This window comes from Paraburkholderia sp. SECH2 (assembly GCF_030464795.1).
In the GTDB taxonomy this organism is placed as follows: domain Bacteria; phylum Pseudomonadota; class Gammaproteobacteria; order Burkholderiales; family Burkholderiaceae; genus Paraburkholderia; species Paraburkholderia aspalathi.
Window position 1 is genome coordinate 18,853 of sequence record NZ_JALPRH010000016.1, and the last position, 21,526, is coordinate 40,378.

18 protein-coding genes are annotated in these 21,526 nt (G+C 62.4%); 5 read left to right on the forward strand and 13 right to left on the reverse strand.

What is annotated here, in order from left to right:
- Position 1 precedes the first annotated feature (1 nt).
- The 3 genes from tssC to M0D66_RS23995 are packed head-to-tail and all read right to left on the reverse strand — an operon-like array spanning position 2 to position 2,783.
- A complete protein-coding gene (tssC, locus tag M0D66_RS23985) occupies positions 2–1,492 on the reverse strand; it encodes a type VI secretion system contractile sheath large subunit (RefSeq protein ID WP_093638439.1) in 1,491 nt (496 codons plus the stop codon).
- 18 nt (positions 1,493–1,510) lie between these two features.
- On the reverse strand, positions 1,511–2,056 hold the full coding sequence (gene tssB / locus M0D66_RS23990) for a type VI secretion system contractile sheath small subunit (protein WP_093638435.1): 546 nt from the start codon (positions 2,054–2,056) through the stop codon (positions 1,511–1,513).
- A 37-nt stretch (positions 2,057–2,093) separates the two neighbouring features.
- Positions 2,094–2,783, reverse strand: a complete 690-nt coding sequence (locus tag M0D66_RS23995) for a tetratricopeptide repeat protein (protein WP_093638432.1) — start codon at positions 2,781–2,783, stop codon at positions 2,094–2,096.
- A 363-nt stretch (positions 2,784–3,146) separates the two neighbouring features.
- Here M0D66_RS23995 and tssJ point away from each other — a divergent pair, with 363 nt between their 5' ends.
- The 3 genes from tssJ (at position 3,147) to icmH (ending at position 6,004) form a co-directional block, all read left to right on the forward strand.
- Positions 3,147–3,773, forward strand: a complete 627-nt coding sequence (tssJ, locus tag M0D66_RS24000; RefSeq protein ID WP_093638827.1) for a type VI secretion system lipoprotein TssJ — start codon at positions 3,147–3,149, stop codon at positions 3,771–3,773.
- Between the two features lie 108 nt (positions 3,774–3,881).
- A complete protein-coding gene (gene tssK, locus M0D66_RS24005) occupies positions 3,882–5,228 on the forward strand; it encodes a type VI secretion system baseplate subunit TssK (protein WP_093638429.1) in 1,347 nt (448 codons plus the stop codon).
- Positions 5,225–6,004, forward strand: a complete 780-nt coding sequence (gene icmH, locus M0D66_RS24010; protein ID WP_093638426.1) for a type IVB secretion system protein IcmH/DotU — start codon at positions 5,225–5,227, stop codon at positions 6,002–6,004. The genes tssK and icmH overlap by 4 nt, the downstream gene beginning before the upstream one ends.
- Before the next feature lie 88 nt (positions 6,005–6,092).
- Here icmH and M0D66_RS24015 read toward each other — a convergent pair whose 3' ends face one another.
- From M0D66_RS24015 to urtA, 7 genes are all read right to left on the reverse strand, one after another.
- Positions 6,093–6,422, reverse strand: a complete 330-nt coding sequence (locus M0D66_RS24015) for an FmdB family zinc ribbon protein (protein WP_200653276.1) — start codon at positions 6,420–6,422, stop codon at positions 6,093–6,095.
- A gap of 120 nt (positions 6,423–6,542) precedes the next feature.
- Positions 6,543–7,775: a formamidase gene (gene fmdA / locus M0D66_RS24020; protein WP_266211722.1), complete on the reverse strand. Its 1,233-nt coding sequence runs from the start codon at positions 7,773–7,775 to the stop codon at positions 6,543–6,545.
- Positions 7,776–7,811: 36 nt separating this feature from the next.
- Positions 7,812–8,501 carry an urea ABC transporter ATP-binding subunit UrtE gene (gene urtE / locus M0D66_RS24025; RefSeq protein WP_054036482.1) on the reverse strand — a complete coding sequence of 230 codons (690 nt, stop codon included), beginning with the start codon at positions 8,499–8,501 and terminating at the stop codon, positions 7,812–7,814.
- A gap of 34 nt (positions 8,502–8,535) precedes the next feature.
- Positions 8,536–9,279 (reverse strand): urea ABC transporter ATP-binding protein UrtD, encoded by a 744-nt coding sequence (gene urtD, locus M0D66_RS24030; protein ID WP_266211723.1) that lies wholly within the window; start codon positions 9,277–9,279, stop codon positions 8,536–8,538.
- Complete coding sequence (gene urtC / locus M0D66_RS24035) at positions 9,276–10,439, reverse strand: urea ABC transporter permease subunit UrtC (protein ID WP_093638414.1); 1,164 nt, start codon at positions 10,437–10,439, stop codon at positions 9,276–9,278. The genes urtD and urtC overlap by 4 nt, the downstream gene beginning before the upstream one ends.
- A gap of 60 nt (positions 10,440–10,499) precedes the next feature.
- Entirely contained in the window at positions 10,500–11,417 is a 918-nt protein-coding gene (gene urtB, locus M0D66_RS24040) for an urea ABC transporter permease subunit UrtB (RefSeq protein WP_093638411.1), read from the reverse strand.
- Positions 11,418–11,489: 72 nt separating this feature from the next.
- Positions 11,490–12,755 carry an urea ABC transporter substrate-binding protein gene (gene urtA / locus M0D66_RS24045; protein WP_266211724.1) on the reverse strand — a complete coding sequence of 422 codons (1,266 nt, stop codon included), beginning with the start codon at positions 12,753–12,755 and terminating at the stop codon, positions 11,490–11,492.
- 215 nt (positions 12,756–12,970) lie between these two features.
- On the opposite strand from urtA, the gene M0D66_RS24050 reads away from it, so the two are divergent.
- Both M0D66_RS24050 and M0D66_RS24055 read left to right on the forward strand, forming a co-directional pair.
- Positions 12,971–16,495, forward strand: a complete 3,525-nt coding sequence (locus tag M0D66_RS24050) for an ATP-binding protein (RefSeq protein ID WP_200619742.1) — start codon at positions 12,971–12,973, stop codon at positions 16,493–16,495.
- A complete protein-coding gene (locus M0D66_RS24055; protein ID WP_266211725.1) occupies positions 16,488–17,534 on the forward strand; it encodes a response regulator transcription factor in 1,047 nt (348 codons plus the stop codon). The genes M0D66_RS24050 and M0D66_RS24055 overlap by 8 nt, the downstream gene beginning before the upstream one ends.
- A gap of 34 nt (positions 17,535–17,568) precedes the next feature.
- On the opposite strand, the gene zwf is transcribed toward M0D66_RS24055, so the two are convergent.
- The 3 genes from zwf to M0D66_RS24070 form a co-directional block, all read right to left on the reverse strand.
- On the reverse strand, positions 17,569–19,056 hold the full coding sequence (zwf, locus tag M0D66_RS24060; RefSeq protein ID WP_093638403.1) for a glucose-6-phosphate dehydrogenase: 1,488 nt from the start codon (positions 19,054–19,056) through the stop codon (positions 17,569–17,571).
- Between the two features lie 203 nt (positions 19,057–19,259).
- Positions 19,260–20,213: a bifunctional Delta(1)-pyrroline-2-carboxylate/Delta(1)-piperideine-2-carboxylate reductase gene (gene lhpI / locus M0D66_RS24065; protein WP_266211726.1), complete on the reverse strand. Its 954-nt coding sequence runs from the start codon at positions 20,211–20,213 to the stop codon at positions 19,260–19,262.
- A gap of 74 nt (positions 20,214–20,287) precedes the next feature.
- On the reverse strand, positions 20,288–21,391 hold the full coding sequence (locus M0D66_RS24070) for a TrkA family potassium uptake protein (RefSeq protein WP_200653287.1): 1,104 nt from the start codon (positions 21,389–21,391) through the stop codon (positions 20,288–20,290).
- Positions 21,392–21,526 lie beyond the last annotated feature (135 nt).

The following is a 21,526-nucleotide window of genomic DNA, read 5'->3' on the forward strand; positions in this document are numbered from 1 at the left end:
TTTATGAATTTGCCGGTTTCGGCAGGTCAGCGACAAGCCGCAAAGAGATCGACAGCTCGTCCAGTTGAAAGTGCGGACGCAGGAACGCGACCGAACGATACGCACCAGGTTTGCCCGGAATCTCCGAGACCTGTATCGATGCCTCGCGCAGCGGGAACTGCGCTTTCTGCTCCTGAGTCGCGTTGTCGTCCAGCAGCACGTACTGCGAGATCCAACGGTTCAGGAATACTTCGACGTTCTGCGCCGATGCGAAGCTGCCGATCTTGTCGCGCATCATCGCCTTCAGGTAGTGCGCGACGCGCGATACCGAGAAGATGTACTGAAGCTGCGCGGACAGCACAGCGTTCGCATTCGCGCTATCGGTGCTGTATTTCTTGGGTTTTTGGACCGATTGCGCGGCGAAGAACGCGGCGTAGTCCGAATTCTTGCAGTGCACGAGCGGAATGAAACCGAGGTCGCTCAGTTCCTTTTCGCGGCGATCGGTAATCGCAATTTCGGTCGGGCATTTCAGCGCGACTTCGCCGTCGTCGGTCTTGAACGTGTGGGTGGGCAGGTCTTCAACCAGACCGCCGCCTTCCACGCCGCGAATCGCCGCGCACCAACCGAAGTCGTCAAATGCAGCTGTCAGGCGCGCGGCAAATGCCCACGCTGCGTTACACCACAGGTATTTGCTGTGATCGGTGCCGTCCACGTCTTCGACGAAGTTGAAGCCTTCCGCCGTGGCGCCGTCTTTCGGATTGAAAGGCAGGCGACCGAGAAAACGCGGCAAGGTCAGGCCGACATAGCGCGAGTCTTCGGAGTCGCGGAACGACTTCCACTTCGCGTATTCGACGGTATCGAACACTTTGCCGAGATCGCGCGGCTTGCCGAGATCGGCAAACGTTTCGAGACCCATCAGTTCAGGCGACGCCGATGCGATGAACGGCGCATGCGCCGCGGCCGCGACATGTGCCATCTGTTCGATGAAGTACACGTCCTCCGGCTGACGCGTCACTTCGAAGTCGCCGATGATCGTGCCGAACGGCGCGCCACCGAACGTGCCGAACTCTTCTTCATACACCTTCTTGAAGAGTGCGCTCTGATCGAATTCGATGGCGTTCTTGAAGTCGCGCACGAGGTCACGCTTCGGCGCGTGCAGCGCCTTGATTTTGACCGTCGAACCGGTATTGCTTTCCTTGCACAGGTAGTCGAGGCCGCGCCACGTGCTTTCCATGCGCTGGAATTGCGGCGCATGCATTACCGCGCTCAGTTGCGCGGAGATCAGGCGGTCGAGTTCCGCGACGCGTGCGTCGATGGTGGCTGACAGGTTGTCGGACATGACCACCGTGCCGTCGAGCACCTGGTGGACGAGCTCGCCGATCAGGTCTTTCGCGCGCGCGTGTTCGGAATCGGACTTCGCCACGCGGCTTTTCTCGACGATTTCGTCGAGCAGCGTGGATTCCGTGCCGCTCTGCACGCTGGCGAGTTGGGCTGCTGCCGTTTGCTGGTTCATCTCACACCCCGTACGTACTTATTCGCCCTGCTTGTCGTGATCCGGCGCGCCGGCGTGGTCTGCTGCGTTGCCCTGATCTTTCGCCAGCGTCTGCAGCTGCTGCGTGTTGTTGAGCACTTCGCTCAGCAGGTCCTCGAGCTTGTCGTTGCCGGCCAGCTTGTTGCGCAGGTCGGCCAGCTTCGAACGCGCATCGAGCAGACGGCGCAGCGGTTCGATCTGCGCGACCACCTCATCCGGATTGAAATCGGCCATCGACTTGAAACGCAAGTCGACTGCAAATTTGCCGCCCGCTTCGCTCAGGCGGTTTTCCACCTGAAATGCAGCGCGCGGCTCGATCGCTTTCATCACGTCGTCAAAATTATCGCGGTCGATATTGACGAACTTGCGATCGCGCAGCTTCGGCTGCTCGACTTCGGACTGTCCTGCCAGATCGGCAACCACACCGACGACGAACGGCAGCTCCTTGATCTCGATCGCATCGCCGCGCTCAACTTCGTACGTCAGTTGAACGCGCGGAGGCCGCACTTTTTGCAAACGTTTCTGAATACTTTCTTTCTTCGCCATCGTCGGCTCCCGGATGCAGATAGGTCAGGCGTGTAGTTCAGCGCAGTGCGCTGAACGGGTCGGACGCGCCGCCGCTTTGTGCGGCTTTGGCGGGTGCTGCTGGCGCAGCCGGGGCGGCAGGCGCCGCGGGAGCCGCCGGCGTAGTGGCCGGAGCCGCTGCGCTGGTGGTGGCATCCGGCGTGTCCCCTGCTTTGCCCTTGGCGACGTGGCGAATGATGCGCTTCTTCTTCACAGCCGGCTTGTCGTTCGGGTCGGGCGGGAACAACGTGGCTTCGCCCAGTGTGTCGCGCAGTTGCTTGGCGAGCGCTTGCGCATCCGACTTCGCATCACCCGCGAGCGACGCATCCTGACGCAGTTCGCCGAGCGATTGCGTGGCCACGCGCAGGCCGGCTACCGCCAGCACGCTCTTGGCCTGACGATCCGTCTGGTCGCGCTGCAGCGCTTCTTGTGCGGCGACGATGGCCTGACCGTAATGACCTTGCGTGAACTGGATCTGCGCAATGCGCGACCACGGCTCTTCACGGGTCGGATCGGATTTTGACAATTGCTGATAAAGCGAGATGGCGCGATCCTGATCACCGCCCTTGGCGACGGTATCCGCGTCCGCGAGTTGCTTATTAAAAGCCTCCGGTGTGGTCGCTGTGTTGTTGCCCTGTGTCGCGCAACCGGCAATCACGCCGCATGCCAACACTACCCCAGATAGTTTTACTAACAGACGCTCATTCATCGTTTTTCACCGACGTGCGATTTTTTTAATTCAAGGAGAAACCGGAGTTTTGCTTTGCTTCAACTGCGCGGGTATAGTACAGGCCAATTTTCGATAATTCAACTTTCGTGTGAAGAAGCATTGCACAAAAAAAATGCATGTGGATGATTTAAACGAAGTATGCAGAAATTGTTTCCTGGCGCAATAGCGGCATTGCGGGGAGCGGAAAAAATTTCCGCACACCGGCCTGCCAACACACGAGTGTCATAGAACAATGCGCTTTGCATAAAGCGGCATTACGCGGCATAACGTTGCTGCAAATTTGCCGGATTGAATTCGTTATTGATGTTTTGACGGGGGACGGCGCTGAGCCGGTCGATGTATATGAATTCGCGTCTTGTTCGCCATGCATCGCTATTGATTGCCAGCGCCGCCGTGTGCGCATTGCTGGGCGGCTGCGCGGCCGCCGTACCGGCGCTGGGAGCCGCTGCCAACGCGGTTTTGCAGGCGAGCGGTCTCGGCAAGCCCGACGTACCGGACGCGCAAAAGCCACCACGTAATGTCGGCCTCACGTTATACGCCGCGCCGAATCTGAATTCCGCCAATGACAATCGCCCATTGGCGCTGGTGGTGCGGCTTTACGTACTGAAAGACCCCACTTCATTCCAGCAGGCGCCATTCGACGCCTTTACCGATCCCGCCAAGGAAAAGAACGTACTGGGCGGCGATCTGCTGGGCGTACGCGAAGTGACGCTGATCCCCGGTCAACGTTACGTCGTCACCGAAAAAGTCTCGCGTGAAGCGCAGGCATTCGGTATCGTCGCTCTATTCCGCGATCCGGCCATGCAGCGTTGGAAATTCGCCTTCGACCCGGCGAAGTCGGAGAAATCCGGCATAATGATCGGCCTGCATAACTGTGCAATGACGGTGACCAACGGCACTGTGATCCCGCCAGAACAGGGATTGCCCGCCCAGCCGTTGAATATGCTTTCTTCGGTAAGCTGTGGCTAAAGATGCCGTGCAAATACGATTTAACAGTTTTTAGAGAATTAACAATGCGGCGTTCGAATCGTTTATCTCCGGACGCGTCACACGCTGAACGCATATAACAGGTTTGAGATGAGTTATTCAGCAAAAGTGCTCTGGGGGGAAGGCCTGTTTCTGAGGCCGCAGCATTTTCAGCGTCAGGACGCCTATCACGAGGCGCGCCTGTTCGAATCGATCCAGGCAATCCAGCCGTACAACTGGGGCGTGCGTTCGGCGCGCTTCGACCGCGACGCGCTCGGCAGCAACGTGCTGCGCGTGAGCGAACTCTCACTGGTGTTTCCGGATGGCGCGCTCTACTCCGCGCCGCAAGCCGACGGCCTGCCACCGCCGATCGCGCTCGACACGCTGCCAGACGGCATCAACGAATTTACCTTTTATCTCGCGCTGCATCCGCTGCGCGAAGCCGGCGCGAACTATTCACAAGATAGCAATGCGGGTTTCGTATCGCGTTACGTCAGCGAGCAAACGCCGGTGGCCGATCATTTCACCGACGCCGCCGAAGCCGACATCACCTTCCTGAAGACCAGCGTCAAACTCATTGCGCATAGCGAGCCGCGCGACCAGCTGCTGTCGGTGCCGCTCGTGCGCGTGCGCCGCACCGCCACCTCGGGTTTTGAAATCGACGACACGTTCGTGCCGCCCTGCCTCGCGATCGACGCGTCGCCGATCCTGCACCAACGGCTGCGTCAACTGATCGACGCGCTGCAGGCCAAGGTCAACGCACTGTATGGTTTTCACCGCGAGCCGACCAAGAACATCATCGAGTTCCGCTCGGGCGACATCGCGTCGTTCTGGCTGCTGCACACCGCGAGCGCCGCGTTTGCCTCGCTCGCGCATCTGTATCAGCATTCGGCGCTGCATCCTGAGCGCCTGTTCCAGGAATTGCTGCGTCTGGCCGGCCAGTTGATGACGTTTTCGAAGGGCTATGCGCTGTCCGATCTGCCGGCTTACCGGCACGACGATCCGGGGCCCGGCTTTGCGCGCCTCGACACGATCTTGCGCGATCTGCTCGAAACGGTGATCTCCACGCGTTACTTCGCGATCGCACTCGAAGAAGTGCGCCCGTCGTTCCATGCGGGCCGTCTCGACTCAGGCAAGATCGACGACAAAACGATGTTCTACATCGCGGTGTCGGCGGACATGCCGACCGCCGAACTCGTCGAAGCCGTACCCGCCCGCTTCAAGGTCGGCGCGCCGGACGACGTCGACAAGCTGGTGCTCTCGGCCATGCCGGGTGTGCGCCTCGTCTACACGCCGCAAGTGCCGCCCGCCATTCCGGTGCGGCCGGGCGCATGCTACTTCTCTTGCGAATCGCGCGGCGCATTGTATGACCGCATGTTGCAGGCCCAATCGGCAATGATCTACGCGCCGTCGGGCATCAACGATCTTCAACTCGAACTGATCGCCGTCACATCATGAGCTACGCGCCTTCCCTGTTTGGCGGCAGCACGCCTGCCGCGACGCCCGCCCCCATGACCGAGCCGAGCTATCAGGTCCGCTCCCTGCTCGATCTGCTCTACGACGGCTTCTTCATGCTGTTTCTGTTGAAGAACGGCCGCGAGCCCGGCGACGCGCACGAATTCAGCCAGCGTATCCAGCAGTTTCTCGGCGACTTCGAGCGCGGCGCGAAAAAGCTCAATGCGTCGGCGGAAGATGTCTACGCGTCGAAGTTTGCGTTCTGCGCCGCGATCGACGAATCGGTGTTGTCGTCGACCTTCAAGATCCGCACGGAATGGGAGCGCCGGCCGTTGCAACTGGTGCTGTTCGGCGAGCAACTGGCTGGCGAGAAATTCTTCCAGTATCTGGAGGAATGCCGTGCGCAGGGCGCCGCGCGTTTGCAGTCGCTCGAAGTGTTCCACATGTGCCTGCTGCTCGGCTTCCAGGGCAAGTATCTGCTCGAAGGACCGGAGAAGCTCGCCTATCTGACCGCGCGCATCGGCGACGAAATCGCGCATATGAAGGGCAAGCGTGCACCGTTCGCGCCGCATTGGCCGCTGCCGGATCAGGTCGCGCACCGGCTCAAGCGCGAGGTGCCGTTGTGGTCGATCGGCGCGGTGTTCGCGCTGGTCGGGCTGCTCGCTTATCTCGGGCTGAACACCTACCTGAAAGATCAGACGTTGCGCACGCTGGCTCCGTATTCGCAGGTGGTCAAGCTCGGCCCGCAATCGGCCACGTTGACGATTTCGCTGCCTTAGAACGTTAAGGGACCCCTTGTGTCCGGTCGCGTTGGCACCGCGACGTCGCTAATAAACCGCTGCCCGGAGCACAGCCCTGTATGACGGGTCAGTGGCTGATCATCCACGGCCGGCCGCCAGGATTGGTCTTGAGGCCGCCTTGGGTCGTCGCACCCGCGGACGCCTTCGACCCGCACCCGCACCCCGGCCCATGACGATGCGTGTATTCGCCCGAACGCTGCGGCGCATGCGCGGAGCGTTCGTTAGTCTGGTGACCGGCACGCGCGGCCGTCGGCATCAGCGACAACGCCGGCAGGCTCAGCATGCGCTGCGCCGGTGCGGTGCAAGCGGGACACGCGCAAGCCGTATCGCGTTCGGCGACGCGGCGTATCGCGGCAAAGGGGCCGCAGGTATCGCAACGGTAATCGTAAGTCGGCATCGTGCTGCCCTCTAAAGATCGGTGGATCGGTATTTACATCGCCCGCATGTCGGATGGCCGCCGTACTGGTTGCGCGGCGGCCTCGGCACGCGCTATCGCGCCCGCTCGATAAGACACGCGTCAGACCAGATCCGGCGACAGCGGCAGATCCACCCCACCCGCTATGTGCCTGACCGGCCCGGCCGAACTCGGCCGGATGTCGAAGTCGAAGATCTGCGTGGGCAACCACAGCGTGGCGCACGCATTCGGCACATCGACCACGCCGCTGATATGCCCTTGTACAGGCGCAGTACCAAGAATCGAATAGGCCTGCGCGCGTGAATAGCCGAACTTCGTCAGATATTCAATCGCGTTCAGGCAAGCCTGCCGGTATGCGATATGCACGTCCAGGTAGTGCTGTTTGCCCTGCTCATCGACCGAGATACCTTCAAAAATCAGGTAGTCGTTGTAGTTCGGTGTGATCGGGCTCGGTTTGAAGATCGGATTCCTGATGCCGTACTTCGCCATGCCGCCCTTGATCAGCTCGACTTTCATATGCACCCAGCCGGCCATTTCGATCGCGCCGCAGAAAGTGATTTCGCCGTCGCCCTGACTGAAGTGCAGGTCGCCGACCGATAGGCCCGCGCCGTCGACATACACGGGGAAATACACCTTCGAGCCTCGCGACAAATCCTTGATGTCGCAATTGCCGCCATGCTCACGCGGCGGCACGGTGCGCGCCCCTTCGGCAGCAGCTTTGGCGTGAGCGTCGCCGGCGAGTCGGCCCATGTGCGCCGTCGCCGCGAACGGCGGATTGGCGAGGCCGGGCACGCGTTGCGGGTCCGTGGCGATCAGCGCCGCCTCGCGTTCATTCCACGTCGCCAGCATCTTCGGATCGGGCAGGCACCCGATCAGCCCCGGGTGAATCAGCCCCGCGAAGTTCACGCCGGGAATATGCCGCGAACTGGTATAGAGACCATGAAAGTCCCAGATCGACTTTTGCGCCTGCGGGAAATGATCGGTCAGGAAGCCGCCGCCGTTCTTCTTCGAGAAGAAGCCATTGAAGCCCCACTGGCTTTCCTGCCTGGCGCCGATATCGAGCAGATCGACTACCAGCAGATCGCCCGGCTCCGCGCCCTTGACGCCGACCGGTCCCGACAGAAAGTGCACGATCGACAGGTCGATATCGCGCACGTCGTCAGCGCTATCGTTGTTCTTGATGAAACCGCCGGTCCAATCGTAGGTTTCGAGAATGAAATCGTCGCCGGGATTGACCCAGCAGGCCATCGGGATGTCCGGGTGCCAGCGGTTGTGGACGTTTTCGTTGTCGTAGGCCGACTGTTTCAGGTCGACCTTGATTAGCGTTTCAGCCATTGCAAACCCTCCTCCTGGAAATGACAGACAGTCGGCTCACACCGACAGGTATTCGCGAATCTTTGCGGTGTCGACGGCGCTGCGCGGACTCTCGTGCACGAGCCGGCCGCCTTCGATGACGAACAGCCGATCCGCGACGTCGAGCGCAAAACTCAGCACCTGCTCCGATACGACGATCGTGATATCGCGCAGCTTGCGGATCTCGTTCAATGCTTTGGCAATGTCCTTGATGATCGACGGCTGGATGCCCTCGGTCGGCTCGTCAAGCAACAACACTTTGGGCTGGGTGACGAGTGCGCGGGCAATCGCCAGTTGTTGCTGCTGGCCGCCGGACAGGTTGCCGCCCTTGCGGGTGCGCATGTCGTAAAGCACTGGGAACAGTGCGTAGATCTCCTCGGGTACCGTCTTCGTGGGGGCATTCTCGAGACCGGTCTGGATATTCTCTTCGACACTCAGCGTGGCGAAAATCTGCCGGCCTTGCGGCACATAGGCGATGCCTTTGGCGACCCGTCGGAAACTCTCGTCACGCGACACCTCCTCACCGTCTACCTGCACCGAACCTGCCTTAAGCGGCAAAATGCCGATCAGCGACTTGAACAGCGTGGTCTTGCCCATGCCGTTGCGTCCCATGATCGCCACGGTTTCGTTGTGGGCGGCGTTGAAGCTGATGCCATGCAGCGCTTCACTCTGGCCGTAACTGACGAATACGTCGTCGACATTCAACATGCTGGGCTCCTCCGTGAACGACTCGATAGCCGGCTCAGTGGCCGAGATAAACGTCGATGACGCGCGGATCAGCCTGCACCTGTTCCATCGCCCCTTCGGCGAGAATCTTTCCCTGGTGCATCACGGTGACCTTGTGGGCGATCTGCGCGACAAACGCCATGTCATGCTCGATCACGATCATCGAGCGGTTCTGGCAGATCCGTTTGAGCAGCTCGGCCGTCACCTCGCGCTCGCGCACGCTCATGCCGGCAATCGGCTCGTCGAGCATCAGCAGTTCCGGCTCCTGCATCAGCAACATGCCGATTTCCAGCCACTGCTTCTGTCCGTGCGACAGCAGCCCGGCCTCGAGATCGAGCTGGTTTTCAAGGCCGATTTCACCGGCCACGTTGCGCACGCGATCGAGCACATCGCTGGTGCGCCGGAACGTCAGCGCGCCAAAGACGCCCCGCCCGCGCGGGAACGACACCTCGAGGTTCTGGAACACCGAGAGGTTTTCGTATATCGACGGCGTCTGGAACTTGCGGCCAATCCCTTTGCGCACGCGGCGAAACTCCGGCAGCCGCGTCATCTCCTCGTTGCGAAACTTGATGCTGCCTTCGCTCGCTCGCGTCTTGCCGCAGATCAGATCGAGCAGCGTCGTCTTGCCCGCGCCGTTCGGCCCGATCACCACGCGCAACTCCCCGCGATCGACATACAGGTTCAACGAATCGATGGCCTTGAAACCATCGAACGACACGCTCAGGCCTTCGACGGCCAGCACGAAATCGGTATTGCTCATGAAGCGCTCCTTGCGCCGAGGCGCGCGAGCCATGGTTTGACGTGGCTGTCGTAGAGACCCGCCAGCCCGTTCGGAAACGCCATCACGACGCCGATGAAGAGCGCGGCCATCAGGAACAGCCACAGATTCGGGAAACTCTCGGAGAACCACGTCTTGCCGAGGTTGACGAGCACCGCGCCATAGACCGCGCCCACCAGCGACATGCGCCCACCCACCGCGGCGTAGATCACCATCTCGATGGACGGCACGATGCCCACGAACGACGGCGACATGAAACCGACCTGCAGCGTGAACATCGCCCCGCCGACCGCCGCGAGCACAGCGGCGATGCAAAACGCGAACACCTTGAACATGGCGACGTCGTAGCCGGAGAAGCGCACCCGGTCCTCCTTGTCGCGCATTGCGAGCAGCAAGGTGCCGAGCTTGCTGCGCTGGATCTGCCGGCAGCAGACAATGGCCACGAGCAGCAGCACCGCGTTGACGAAGTACAGGATCAGCTTTGCTCCATCGCCGCGAATATCCCAGCCGAGCAGCGTGCGCAGATCGGTGATGCCGTTCACGCCACCGGTATAGCCCTGTTGGCCGATGATCAGCACCGACAGGATCAGCGCCACCGCCTGCGTGATGATCGCGAAGTAGACGCCACCCACGCGTCGCTTGAACATCGCGAAGCCGACCACGAACGCGAGCGCGCACGGCACGGCCAGTACCGCCGCCAGCGCAAACGGCAGCGAATGAAACGGCTTCCACCAGAACGGCAAGGCGGTCAACTGATTCCAGTCCATGAAGTCGGGAATGCCCGGCGTCGACTGGATCTTTGTGCTGATCGGGTCCGAAGCTTCGAGCTTCAGAAACATCGCCATGCAGTAGCCGCCGAGGCCGAAGAACACGCCCTGCCCGAGGCTCAGGACACCGCCGTAGCCCCACGCCATCACGAGCCCAACAGCGACGAACGCGTAGGTCAGATACTTGCCCATCAGGTTCAGGCGGAACACATCGAGCGCGAGTGGAAACACCACGAGAATCAGCAGCGCCAGCACGACGATGCTGCCGTAGCCATCGCCCGTCAGCCAGCGCTTCAGCGCATGCCGCAAGCCGGCGCGGCCCGCGGCGGGGTCCGGCGCGACGGACGCGCCGGCGGAAGGGTTCAGCTGGTCCATATTCGTTTCTCCGGGCTGAAGCGATTGAAAAGGCCGTTCAGTGACGCAGTCGATGAGTGCTCAGGCACGGCGCACCTTCGAAGCGAAGAGCCCTTGCGGCCGCAACATCAGCACAACGACGATGGTGAGCAGCGTCACCACACGAGCCGATGAGCCGGTCATGAAGAATTCGCTGATCGACTGCATCTGCGCGATGCCGAACGCGGACGCCACCGTGCCGAGCAAACTCGCCGCGCCGCCGAACGTCACCACCAGGAACGAATCGACGATGTAGAGCGACCCGCTGGTCGGTCCCGTCGAGCCGATCGCCGTGAACGCGGCGCCCGCCACGCCCGCGATCCCGCAGCCGATCGCGAAGGTCAACCGGTCAGTCTTGCGGGTATCGATGCCAGCTGCGTTCGCCATCTGCCGGTTCGCGACGGTGGCGCGCACTCGTAGTCCCCAGCGCGAGCGATACAGCGCCAGCAGTACGCCGCCGGTCATCAGCACCGCGAGGCTCATCACGAACAGTCCGTTGATCGGGATGTCGAGACCCGGCTTCGGCGACCACGAACCCATCAGCCAGTCCGGCAGCGTGGGGCTCACCTCCTTCGGGCCGAACACCGAGCGAAACACCTGCTGCATCCCGAGGCTCAGGCCCCAGGTCGCCAGCAGCGTGTCGAGCGGACGCCGGTACAGGTGGCGGATCAGCGCCCACTCCGCCACCCAGCCTGCCGCGAACGCCAGCACGAAGGCCGCGCAGATCGCGATCGGAAAGTACACCGGCGCGTAGCCATGCCAGTAGTTGTCGGCCAGTTGCGAGAACATGTAGATCGTGTACGCGCCAATCGTCATGAACTCGCCATGCGCCATGTTGATGACGCCCATCTGGCCGAAGATCACCGCCAGCCCCAGCCCCATCAGCAGCAGCACACTGAACAGGCTCAGGCCGGCAAAGCCCTGCATCAGCGTGACGTTAAGAATGTCTGAAGCCGACATGACTCTCTCCTCGAAATAATCCGCGCGCGCTCACGTGGCGGCAGCGCGCCTGATTCGCGGCTGATTCGCGTTTCACTGATAACCCTTGGGGAACGGGTTCGGCTCGATCAGATCGGGCGACTCGGCCACCACCTTGAACTGGCCGTCCGCCTGCGCCTGACCGATGCGTGTGCGGCTCCACAAGTGATGGTTTGCATGGATCTTCACGTAGCCTTCCGGCGCGCTCTTCAACTCGATGCTGGGCGATGCGGCGACGACCTTGTCGACGTCGAAGCTGCCGGCCTTTTCCACCGCCGCTTTCCACAGCCATGGCCCGAGATAGGCGGCCTGGGTGACGTCGCCGATCACCGACTTCGGTCCGTACTTGGCCTTGAACGCCGCGACGAATTTCTTGTTGTTGTCGTTGTCGAGCGATTCGAAATACTTCATCGCCGAATAGAAGCCCGCGACGTTTTCGCCGCCGATCCCAAGCACTTCGTCCTCGGTCACCGAGATGGTCAGCAGGAACTGCTTGTCCGCAGTGATGCCGGCCGCTTTCAGCTGCTTGTAGAACGCCACGTTGGAACCGCCAACGATGATCGCGTAGATGCAATCGGGCTTGGCGATCTTGATCTTGTTGATCAACGAGTTGAAGTTAGTGGTGCCGAGCGGGTAGTACTCTTCGCCGACTACCTTGCAACCGCTCAGATGCTGCTCGATATGCTTGCGCGCAATCTTGTTCGACGTGCGCGGCCAGATATAGTCGGAGCCAATCAGGAAGAAACTCTTCGCCTTCTTCGTCTGGTTCGCCCAGTTCAGCCCCCAGAGAATCTGCTGGGTCGCTTCCTGCCCGGTGTAGAACACGTTCTTCGATTGCTCGAGCCCTTCGTAGAACGTCGGGTAGTACAAGAGGCCGTTATCGCGTTCGAAGATCGGCAACACGGCTTTGCGCGACGCCGAAGTCCAGCAACCGAATACGGCCGCCACGTGATCGTTTTCGAGCAGCTTCTTCGACTTCTCCGCGAAGGTCGGCCAATCGGACGCGCCGTCTTCCTGAATGATCTTGATCTGACGGCCGAGAATGCCGCCTGCTGCGTTGATCTGCTCGATCGCGAGACGCTCCGCCTGAATCGAGCCGGTTTCGGAGATCGCCATCGTGCCGGTTGCCGAGTGCAACTGGCCGACTGTCACTTCCGTATCGGTCACCGCGAGGTGCGTGGTGTTGACCTTCGCGGTCGGATACTGCTGGGCCCGTGCGACACCGGAGATGGCGAGCGCGGGCGCGGCGGCGAGGCCCATCAAGAGTTTGCGGCGCAGCGCCGAAGGCATGCCAGACTCGTTCTGGTCGTCGTGTGACATCGAATTCTCCTTGTGGTCGTAGTCGGGCGACCCGCGCTGGGAACCGGCTGGCGGTGTCGACGGAACGAAAGGTAGGTAGCCAATTTGCGCGGCCCAATACGTCAGTTGACGTAGGGCGCGGCAAAAATCCGCTCCCTATAATCGCGTCGGCATGGCGCGCGAGCGGTGCCGACGCAGCGCCGCCCATGGCATGACGGTGTCGTGCCGGCATTCGAATGGAATGCAATTTGCATGGCCGCACCGTTAGCCCCGGAACCCGTCGACGACAAGCCTCGATGCACCAAACAGAGTCACAGCCCCCGCGCCCCGCCGACCCGGCCACCCAAGCTGGGGCATCGCGCCCACCGTCCGGCGGCACGCAACGCATCGTCAAGATTCGCCGTGACTACAACGCATGGGTCGGCGACGAAACGCTCGAGGATTACGCGCTGCGCTTCACGCCGCGTACATTCCGGCGCTGGTCGGAGTTCCGGGTCGCGAATACGGCGATTGGTGCGGTATCGTTCCTCGTGCTGGAAGCAATCGGCGGTGCGCTGGTGGTGAACTACGGCTTTACGAACGCGGTCTACGCGATCCTCGCCGTCTCGGTCCTGATCTTTTTGACCGGCATACCGATCAGCTACTACGCCGCGCGCAACGGCGTCGACATGGACCTGCTTACGCGCGGCGCCGGCTTCGGCTATCTGGGCTCCACGCTGACGTCGCTGATCTACGCGATCTTCACCTTTGTATTCTTCGCGCTCGAAGCGGCCATCATGTCGCTCGCGCTCGAGCTGTATCTGAAGGTCCCGCTATCGGTCGCCTACGTGATCAGCGCGCTCGTCATCATTCCGGTGGTGACCTTCGGCATCACCTTCATCAACCGCTTGCAAGGCTGGACCCAGCCTGTATGGCTCGTGCTGCTCGTCGTGCCCTACGCCGTCGTGCTGTGGCGTGAGCCGCACCTGCTCGCCGAATGGGTCACCTTCGGTGGTCTTTCGGCGGACGGCCGCGAATTCAACCTGGTCTCCTTCGGTGCCGGCTGCACGGTAGTGTTTTCTCTGATCGTGCAGATCGGCGAACAGGTCGACTATCTGCGCTTCCTGCCGCCGCGCACACGCGCAAATCGCGTGCGCTGGTGGGTCGCGCTGATCTCGGCCGGGCCTGGCTGGATCGTGCCTGGCGCTTTGAAAATGCTGGGTGGGGCGTTTCTTGCCTTCCTCGCAATCGAGCACGAAATCGACCCGGTGAAAGCCGTCGAGCCGACCCAGATGTATCTGGTCGCGTATCACTACGTGTTCCACTCGCCTGAAGGCGCACTCGCCGCGATGACGCTGCTGGTGATCGTCTCGCAACTGAAAATCAACGTCACCAACGCCTACGCCGGTTCGCTCGCGTGGTCGAACTTCTTCGCGCGGCTCACGCATAGCCACCCGGGGCGCGTGGTATGGCTGGTGTTCAATGTGCTGATCGCACTGCTGCTTGTCGAGATGGGCGTATTCGAGGCCATCAGCAAGGTGCTCGCACTCTATGCGAATGTGGCGATTGCCTGGATTGGCGCGGTGGTCGGCGATCTTGTGATCAACAAGCCGCTCGGTTATAGCCCGCGCGGCATTGAGTTCAAGCGGGCACACCTGTACGACATCAATCCCGTCGGGGTGGGTGCCATGGTGATCGCCTCGCTGATTGCCGCGCTGTCCCATGCGGGCGTCTTCGGCGCGATCGCTGAAGCATTAGCGTCCTTCATCGCGCTGCTGGTCGCCTTCGTCTGCTCGCCGTTGCTGGCGATCGCCACACGCGGGCGCTTCTATCTGGCGCGCGACGGTCGCGACCTCGAAGCGGGCGCGGTACTGCGCTGCGTGATCTGTGAAAACAGTTTCGAGCGCGAAGACATGGCGCACTGCCCGGCCTACGCCGGTTCGATCTGCTCGCTCTGCTGCTCACTCGACTCGCGCTGCAACGACTCCTGCAAACCTCACGCACGACTGCCGGCCCAGTTCGGCAAGTCAATGCATGCGCTGTTCCCGCGGCTCAGGCTCGGCGCCGCCGGCCTGCGGCTCGCGCAGTACGCCGGTCTGTTGATCGTCGTGCTCACGCTGCTTGGCGGCGTGCTCGCCGTGCAGTGGTATCAGAGCGTGCGAACCCTGCCCGATCTCGACGCCACGGTCCACGACGTCCTGCTTCAAGGCTATCTGAAGGCCTTTTTCGCACTCGCGCTGGTCGGCTGCATCGCCGCGTGGTGGCTGGTGCTCGCCAACGAGAACCGCAAGGTCACGCAGGAGGAATCGCAGCGGCAAGCGGAACTGCTGATGCAGGAAATCGAGGCACACCGTAAAACCGACGCCGCACTCCAGCAGGCGAGCGCCGCCGCCGAATCGGCCAACCGCGCGAAGAGCCGCTATGTGACGGGTCTGAGCCACGAATTGCGCACACCGCTCAACAGCATCCTCGGCTATGCGCAACTGCTGCTGCAAGGCACCGATGAACTGCCCCCCGCCCGCCGCAACGCAGTGGCAACGATCTATCGCAGCGGCGAGCATCTTTTGGCGCTCGTTGACGGCCTGCTCGACGTCGCCCGCATCGAGGCGGGCAAGCTGCAACTGAACGTGACGGAGATTTCGCTGCCGGATTTCGTCACGCAACTCTCGGCGATGCTCGAACCGCAGGCCACCGACAAAGGACTGCACTTCGATTTCCAGACTACCGGCCGCATTCCTGAAGTCGTACGCGTCGACGAAAAGCGGGTACGGCAGATTCTCATCAATCTGATCGGCAATGCGATCCGCTTTACGTCGAGCGGTTCGGTGAAGGTGCGCGCCGGCTATGCGTGGGAGACCCTCACCTTCGAGATCATCGACACGGGCCCCGGCATGCCGGCTGCCGAACTGGAGCGCCTGTTCCTGCCGTTCGAGCGCGGCGCGGCGGCACGCGAACACGACCACGGTGCCGGGCTCGGCCTGACGATCTGCCGCCTGCTCACGGAACTGATGGGCGGCAACCTGCAGGTGCAAAGCGAGGTGGGCAACGGGACCCGCTTTATCGTCAAGCTATTCGCACCGGAAGTGCGCGCACCGCAATTGCTGGCAAGCGGCCCGCTCAACGTCAAGGGGTACGACGGGCCGCGCCGCACGGTGCTGGTGGTCGACGATCTCACCGAGCAGCGCCGTATCGTCACGCATACGCTTGCGCCGCTGGGCTTCCTGGTAGTCGAAGCGGCCAGCGGACCGGAGGCGTTGCAATGGCTCGGTACGGGGTCGGCCGACCTCATCGTGATGGATGTGTCGATGCCGGACATGGACGGCTTCGAGGCGAGCCGCCTGATTCGCGACAACCAGTTGTCGGCGGCGCCGATCCTGATCCTGTCGGCTAACGCGTTCGCCGACGATCGCGACAAAGGGGCCGCGGCCGGTTGTGACGACTACCTCGCCAAACCGCTACACATTCCGCTCCTGCTCGACAAACTGGCTGCATTGCTGCAACTGCAGTGGATCGTCGAGTCAACTGACACAGCGCTGCCCGCTTCCGCCGTTTCGCTGACCGAAGTGCCGGCAAGCTTGCCCGCCACCCTGCGCGAGAAACTGCATGCGCAGCTTGAAATGGGCTACGTGCAGGGCTTCATCGAACAACTCGACGCGGCGGAGAGCGGCGCGCCGGAGTTGGCTACCCTGCTTGAACCGTTGCGCACGCTCGCGCGACGATTCCGGCTGACTGAACTCGCGCAGTTGCTCGCGCCTACCCAGCAGGTCAATCCCGATGCATGATGAATCGCTGCTCCTGCCCTCTGATACGCAACCGGAACTACCCGACGACAAGCCGGTTGTGCTGATCGTCGACGACACGCCCGACAACCTCGCACTGCTGTCCGATACGCTGCAGGCGTCCGGCTACGCGGTGCTGGTTGCGCTCGACGGACAATCCGCCTTGCAACGCCTCGCGCGCATCACGCCGGATGCCGTGCTGCTCGACGCGCTGATGCCCGGCATGGATGGCTTCGAAACCTGCCGGCAGATCAAGGCCGATCCCCGCAACCGGCATCTGCCGGTGATCTTCATGACCGCGCTGACCGACAGCGAACATGTCGTGCAAGGCTTTCGGGTCGGAGGAATCGATTACGTGACCAAGCCCGTGAAGCCGAGCGAGGTCAGCGCGCGCATTGCCGCGCATGTGCAGCGCTCGCGCCAGCAGCGTCAGGCGGACATGGTGCTCGAAATCGGCATGCGCGCGGCGCTGATTGCCGCCGCGAGCGGAGAAATCAGATGGCAGAGCGACCTCGCGCGGCAGCGGCTCGCGCGTTACGGATCGGGCGACGCGCAAACTGAGGAGAGAAATGGAAGCGCGGAGAGCAACGTGAAGGACAATCTGGTGGACGACGGCACGCGGCTACCGGCCCCTCTTGCCGAAGCCGGCCCGCGTCTGCCGCCGGTGCTGAGTCAATGGCTGGCGCGCTGGATCGAAACGGGCTGCGACCTGCAAGCCGCCTTCGAGACGGCTGCAGACGGCGCGCGCCGCGTCGCGCGGGTACTCGGCCGCGCGACGCGTGGCGACTGGGTGATCCTGCTCGAAGAATTCAACGACGCCGCCCACACCAGCGCGCTCGGCGCGCAATTCAACCTGACGGCCCGCGAAGCGGAAGTCCTGCTATGGGTTTCGCGCGGCAAGACCAATCGCGATATCGGAGACATCCTCGGCATGGCGCCGCGCACGGTCAACAAGCACCTCGAACATGTGTTCGGCAAGTTGCATGTGGAGACTCGCGCGGCGGCGGCGGCGATCGCCGCCAAGGCGAGCACGCGGTATTGAAGATCGCCGCCCTACGTCAAGCCGCGCAACCCGCTTACTGCGACTCTTCCGCCCACACGGCGTTTTCACGCGCCATCAGCGCCGTCGACGCAGCTGGTCCAAACGTGCCAGCCGTATAACCTCGCGGCTTGTCGCCCGACTTGGCCCAGCCTTCCAGAATCGGCTCGGCCCACGCCCATGCAGCTTCGAGTTCGTCGCGCCGCATGAAGTGCGTGAGACGTCCGCGAATCACGTCGATCAACAAACGCTCGTACGCTTCCGCGCGACGCTCGGTGAAAGCCTGCTGCAAGTCCAGGTTCAGATTCACCGGCAGCATATGCATGCCGCTGCCCGGTTCTTTCGCAAGCACCTGCAACTGGATCGACTCTTCGGGCTGCAACTGGATCACGAGCCGGTTGCCATAGTTGCGCCCGCTATTGCCGTTCGGAATGATCGAGAAAGGCAACTCGGAGAACTCGATGACGATCTCCGACACCTTCTTCTGCATCCGCTTGCCGGTGCGCAGGAAAAACGGCACATGGGCCCAGCGCCAGTTGTTGATATGCGCGCGCAACGCGACGAAAGTCTCGGCGCGGCTGCCGGCCGGCACGTTGTCTTCTTCCTGATAACCCTTCACGGCCTCGCCGTCCACGGCGCCCGCGGTGTACTGGCCGCGCACCGTATCGCGCGCGATGTCCTCGGGCGTCATGGGGCGCAACGAGCGCAGCACCTTGAGCTTTTCATCGCGCACCGCATCCGGATCGAGCGACACCGGCGGCTCCATCGCAACGATGCACAGCAATTGCAGCAAGTGGTTCTGCACCATGTCGCGCAGCGCGCCGGTTTTGTCGTAGAAGCCCGCGCGGCTGCCTACACCGACCGTTTCCGCCACCGTGATCTGCACGCTCTTGATATACGGCGCCTGCCACAGCGGGCCGAAAATCGGATTGCCGAAGCGCAGCACCATCAGGTTCTGCACGGTTTCCTTGCCGAGGTAGTGGTCGATCCGGTAGATCTGCGCTTCGCTGAAATGCTTGCCGACCGCCGTGTTGATCTCCTGCGCGGACGCCAGATCGTGGCCCAGCGGTTTCTCGAGCACGACCCGCGAATTCTCGTCGACCAATCCCGCTGCCGAAAGGTTTTCGCAAATATTCGTGAACAGATCCGGCGAGGTCGCAAGATAGAACACGCGCCGCACACCTTCGCGCGACACTTCCTTCAGACGCTGGTAGTCCTCGACCGAATCGACGTCCATGCGCACGTACTCGAACAGCGCCATGAATTTGTCCCAGGCGGCGGCATCGAACGCCTTCTTTTCGATGAAGGGCTTCGCCTTCGTTTCCATGAATTCGCTGATGTACTCCTCACGCGACCACGGCTTGCGGCCGATCGTGAGAATGCGGGTATCCGGCGGCAGATTGCAGTGCAGATGCGCCATGTAGAGCGCGGGCAGCAGCTTGCGGAACGACAGGTCGCCGGTGCCGCCGAAGATGATCATGTCGAGCGGCAGGTTGGGAGTGGCAGAAGCGTGTTGGGTCGTCATAGCGCGGTCGCAGCGTCGTGGTAGGCGTCAAGTCAACAGACAAAGGGCAAAAAAACGCCGGCGGACCGGCGCTTCTTTCTGGCAAACGCCTATGGTGCAACGTTTTGAGATTGTTTGCACGGCAACATGTGCCGCAGGTTGGCGCAAGATGCCAACCCGGAGCGCCGAGCCGCAACGCGCCGGGTGCGGCGAACTGTCCGCGATCAGCCGCCCGACAAGGCTTCGCGCGCCACGCGGCAGGCCGCCAGATCCCACGCCGCGCAACCGACACTTTTAAAAACAATCGGTTGTTTCGACGGCAACAAAGCAGTGTTGTCCACCACGGCGGCAATTCCGCCGACCCGCGCCCAATCGACACCGGCCTGGATGAAATCGCCGGCTTCATGCCGCGCGCCGGCTTCGTCGTCGACGAACAGCGCGCTGCCTGCGATCGTGTGCGCGCCGATCTCGACCATCTCCGGCGTGAACGCACCGACGCCGATCACGAACCGGTCCGCGCGGCCGGCTTCGTCGTAGACGGCCTGCTTGCTGGTGGTCAGCGCGATCACCACGTCGATCGAATCGGGAATGGTTGCGTTGGGGTCGGCTAGCGGTTGCAGTTCGCGCGCGCTGCCACCCTGCGCACCCTGCGCAGCATGTGCGGCGCAAAACGCCTCGGCACGCGCGGGCGAACTGCCCTTCACCCACACGCGGGCGTCGGGAAACAGTTCGCCGATCGCTTCCAGATGATTCACCGCCTGCGTGCCGGTGCCGATCAGCAGGAATTCGCGCGGCGTTGCGGACGCGAAAGTGTGTACGCCGAGCATCGACATCGCCGCCGTGCGACGCCCGGTCACCGTCGGGCCGTCGAGGATGAAGAGCGTCTCGCCGGTATCGGCGTCGAAGGCCATCACCTGGCCGTGGATCGTCGGGATGCCGCGCGTCCGATTGCTCGCGCACACGTTGACCAGCTTGTGGATCGCGAGATCGGGCGCGGTGGCCGGCATCGATAGCATGATGCCGCCCTCGTTGAGCGGTACGACGAGCCGCTCGGGACTCGCAATGCGCTGCTGCGCGTAGTCGATGCTCGCACGCCTCAATGCGTCGACGAGCGGTGCATAGGGGATCAGCCGCGCGGTGGCGGCGGCGTCGAAAATCTGCGTAGTCGGGCGGGTCATAAGCGGGCTTTTCCTGTTCAGGCGAGTTGATGCATTCGATTCAGCGCACCCGGTCGTGCGCGTTGCTGTGTCGGCTAGCGCGACGAGTCTGCTCGTGGCGGACGCGACGACTGGATCACCATGAGCAGGTCATCTGCTTCGATCGGGCACGGCTCGTCGTCGTAAAACGACAGCATGCGCCCCGCGCGAACCAGGCCGACCACCACTGCGCCCGGCAATGCATTGCTCCAGCGGCCGACTTCCTGCGCCGTCGCCGGACGCTCGATCAGATTGGCACGGCCGCGCGCCGACAGCAGATCGTTGACGAACGGCACGATGTAGTTGCTGTCCACCGCGTCAGCGAGCAACAGGCCACCGATCTTGGTCGACGAAACGATCACGTCCGCGCCGGCCTGGCGCAACTGACGCTGGTAAGTTTGCTCCTGAATCCGCACGACGATTTTCGTATCCGGCGCGACGCTGCGCACGGTCAGTGTGAGCAGGATCGCGACGGCGTCGTCGCTGACGGCAATGATCACCGCTTTGGCGATGCGCACCTGCGCCTGCTGCAACAGATCCTCACGCGAGGGATCGCCGAGCAGGCCCGCCACGCCCAGCGCCGTGGCCGCTTCGAGCGCGTCCTGCTGCGAATCGATGACGACGATCGACTCCGCGGCGAAACCGCTTTCCAGCAGCTCGCGCACCGCGACCGAACCGCTCAAGCCGTAGCCGCACACCACGACGTGATCGCGCAGTTGTTTTTGCAGGCGTTTCATGCGGAATTCCTCAATGACGCGTTGAATGACGAACTGATAGGCAGTGCCCAGAAACACGAACCAGATGACGATACGGATCGGCACGATGAAGAAGGCGTCGATGAGCCGCGCGCGGGCGGTGACCGGCACGATGTCGCCATAACCGACGGTGGCGACGGTGACCATCGTGAAGTACATCAGGTCGACGATGCCGAGTACCTTGCGGTTGGCGTCACGCAGACCGTCGCGGTCGAGATAGAGCACGGCGAAAGCGAGCACGCACAGGCCGAGCACGAGATAGATACGCTGCAGCAGCACGCGCTGCGGCGAGGCTGCGGGGCGTGTAAAGAGCGTGCGGGCGCGCGGCGCCTGCCAGGGCGTGCGGGCACGGCGCGGTAGACGAAAACGTGGCGGGCGTGACTGCGGGTGTGGCTGGTCAGGCACGCGGCTACTCCGGGAATCGGGAACAAGCGATTCTACGACGCCCGGCGCGCCGCGGGGCCGGATCGGGGGATCGCGGGCACGCAACTGCAATTGCAACTGCGGCGCAGGAATTAGCGTGATTCGCTGACAAGCAGC

Excerpts from the sequence above, each read along its gene's own strand:
- tssC (WP_093638439.1), bottom strand. The coding sequence starts at position 1,492 with ATGAACCAGCAAACGGCAGCAGCCCAACTCGCCAGCGTGCAGAGCGGC.
- tssB (WP_093638435.1), bottom strand. The coding sequence starts at position 2,056 with ATGGCGAAGAAAGAAAGTATTCAGAAACGTTTGCAAAAAGTGCGGCCT.
- M0D66_RS23995 (WP_093638432.1), bottom strand. The coding sequence starts at position 2,783 with ATGAATGAGCGTCTGTTAGTAAAACTATCTGGGGTAGTGTTGGCATGC.
- tssJ (WP_093638827.1), top strand. The coding sequence starts at position 3,147 with ATGAATTCGCGTCTTGTTCGCCATGCATCGCTATTGATTGCCAGCGCC.
- tssK (WP_093638429.1), top strand. The coding sequence starts at position 3,882 with ATGAGTTATTCAGCAAAAGTGCTCTGGGGGGAAGGCCTGTTTCTGAGG.
- icmH (WP_093638426.1), top strand. The coding sequence starts at position 5,225 with ATGAGCTACGCGCCTTCCCTGTTTGGCGGCAGCACGCCTGCCGCGACG.
- M0D66_RS24015 (WP_200653276.1), bottom strand. The coding sequence starts at position 6,422 with ATGCCGACTTACGATTACCGTTGCGATACCTGCGGCCCCTTTGCCGCG.
- fmdA (WP_266211722.1), bottom strand. The coding sequence starts at position 7,775 with ATGGCTGAAACGCTAATCAAGGTCGACCTGAAACAGTCGGCCTACGAC.
- urtE (WP_054036482.1), bottom strand. The coding sequence starts at position 8,501 with ATGTTGAATGTCGACGACGTATTCGTCAGTTACGGCCAGAGTGAAGCG.
- urtD (WP_266211723.1), bottom strand. The coding sequence starts at position 9,279 with ATGAGCAATACCGATTTCGTGCTGGCCGTCGAAGGCCTGAGCGTGTCG.
- urtC (WP_093638414.1), bottom strand. The coding sequence starts at position 10,439 with ATGGACCAGCTGAACCCTTCCGCCGGCGCGTCCGTCGCGCCGGACCCC.
- urtB (WP_093638411.1), bottom strand. The coding sequence starts at position 11,417 with ATGTCGGCTTCAGACATTCTTAACGTCACGCTGATGCAGGGCTTTGCC.
- urtA (WP_266211724.1), bottom strand. The coding sequence starts at position 12,755 with ATGTCACACGACGACCAGAACGAGTCTGGCATGCCTTCGGCGCTGCGC.
- M0D66_RS24050 (WP_200619742.1), top strand. The coding sequence starts at position 12,971 with ATGGAATGCAATTTGCATGGCCGCACCGTTAGCCCCGGAACCCGTCGA.
- M0D66_RS24055 (WP_266211725.1), top strand. The coding sequence starts at position 16,488 with ATGCATGATGAATCGCTGCTCCTGCCCTCTGATACGCAACCGGAACTA.
- zwf (WP_093638403.1), bottom strand. The coding sequence starts at position 19,056 with ATGACGACCCAACACGCTTCTGCCACTCCCAACCTGCCGCTCGACATG.
- lhpI (WP_266211726.1), bottom strand. The coding sequence starts at position 20,213 with ATGACCCGCCCGACTACGCAGATTTTCGACGCCGCCGCCACCGCGCGG.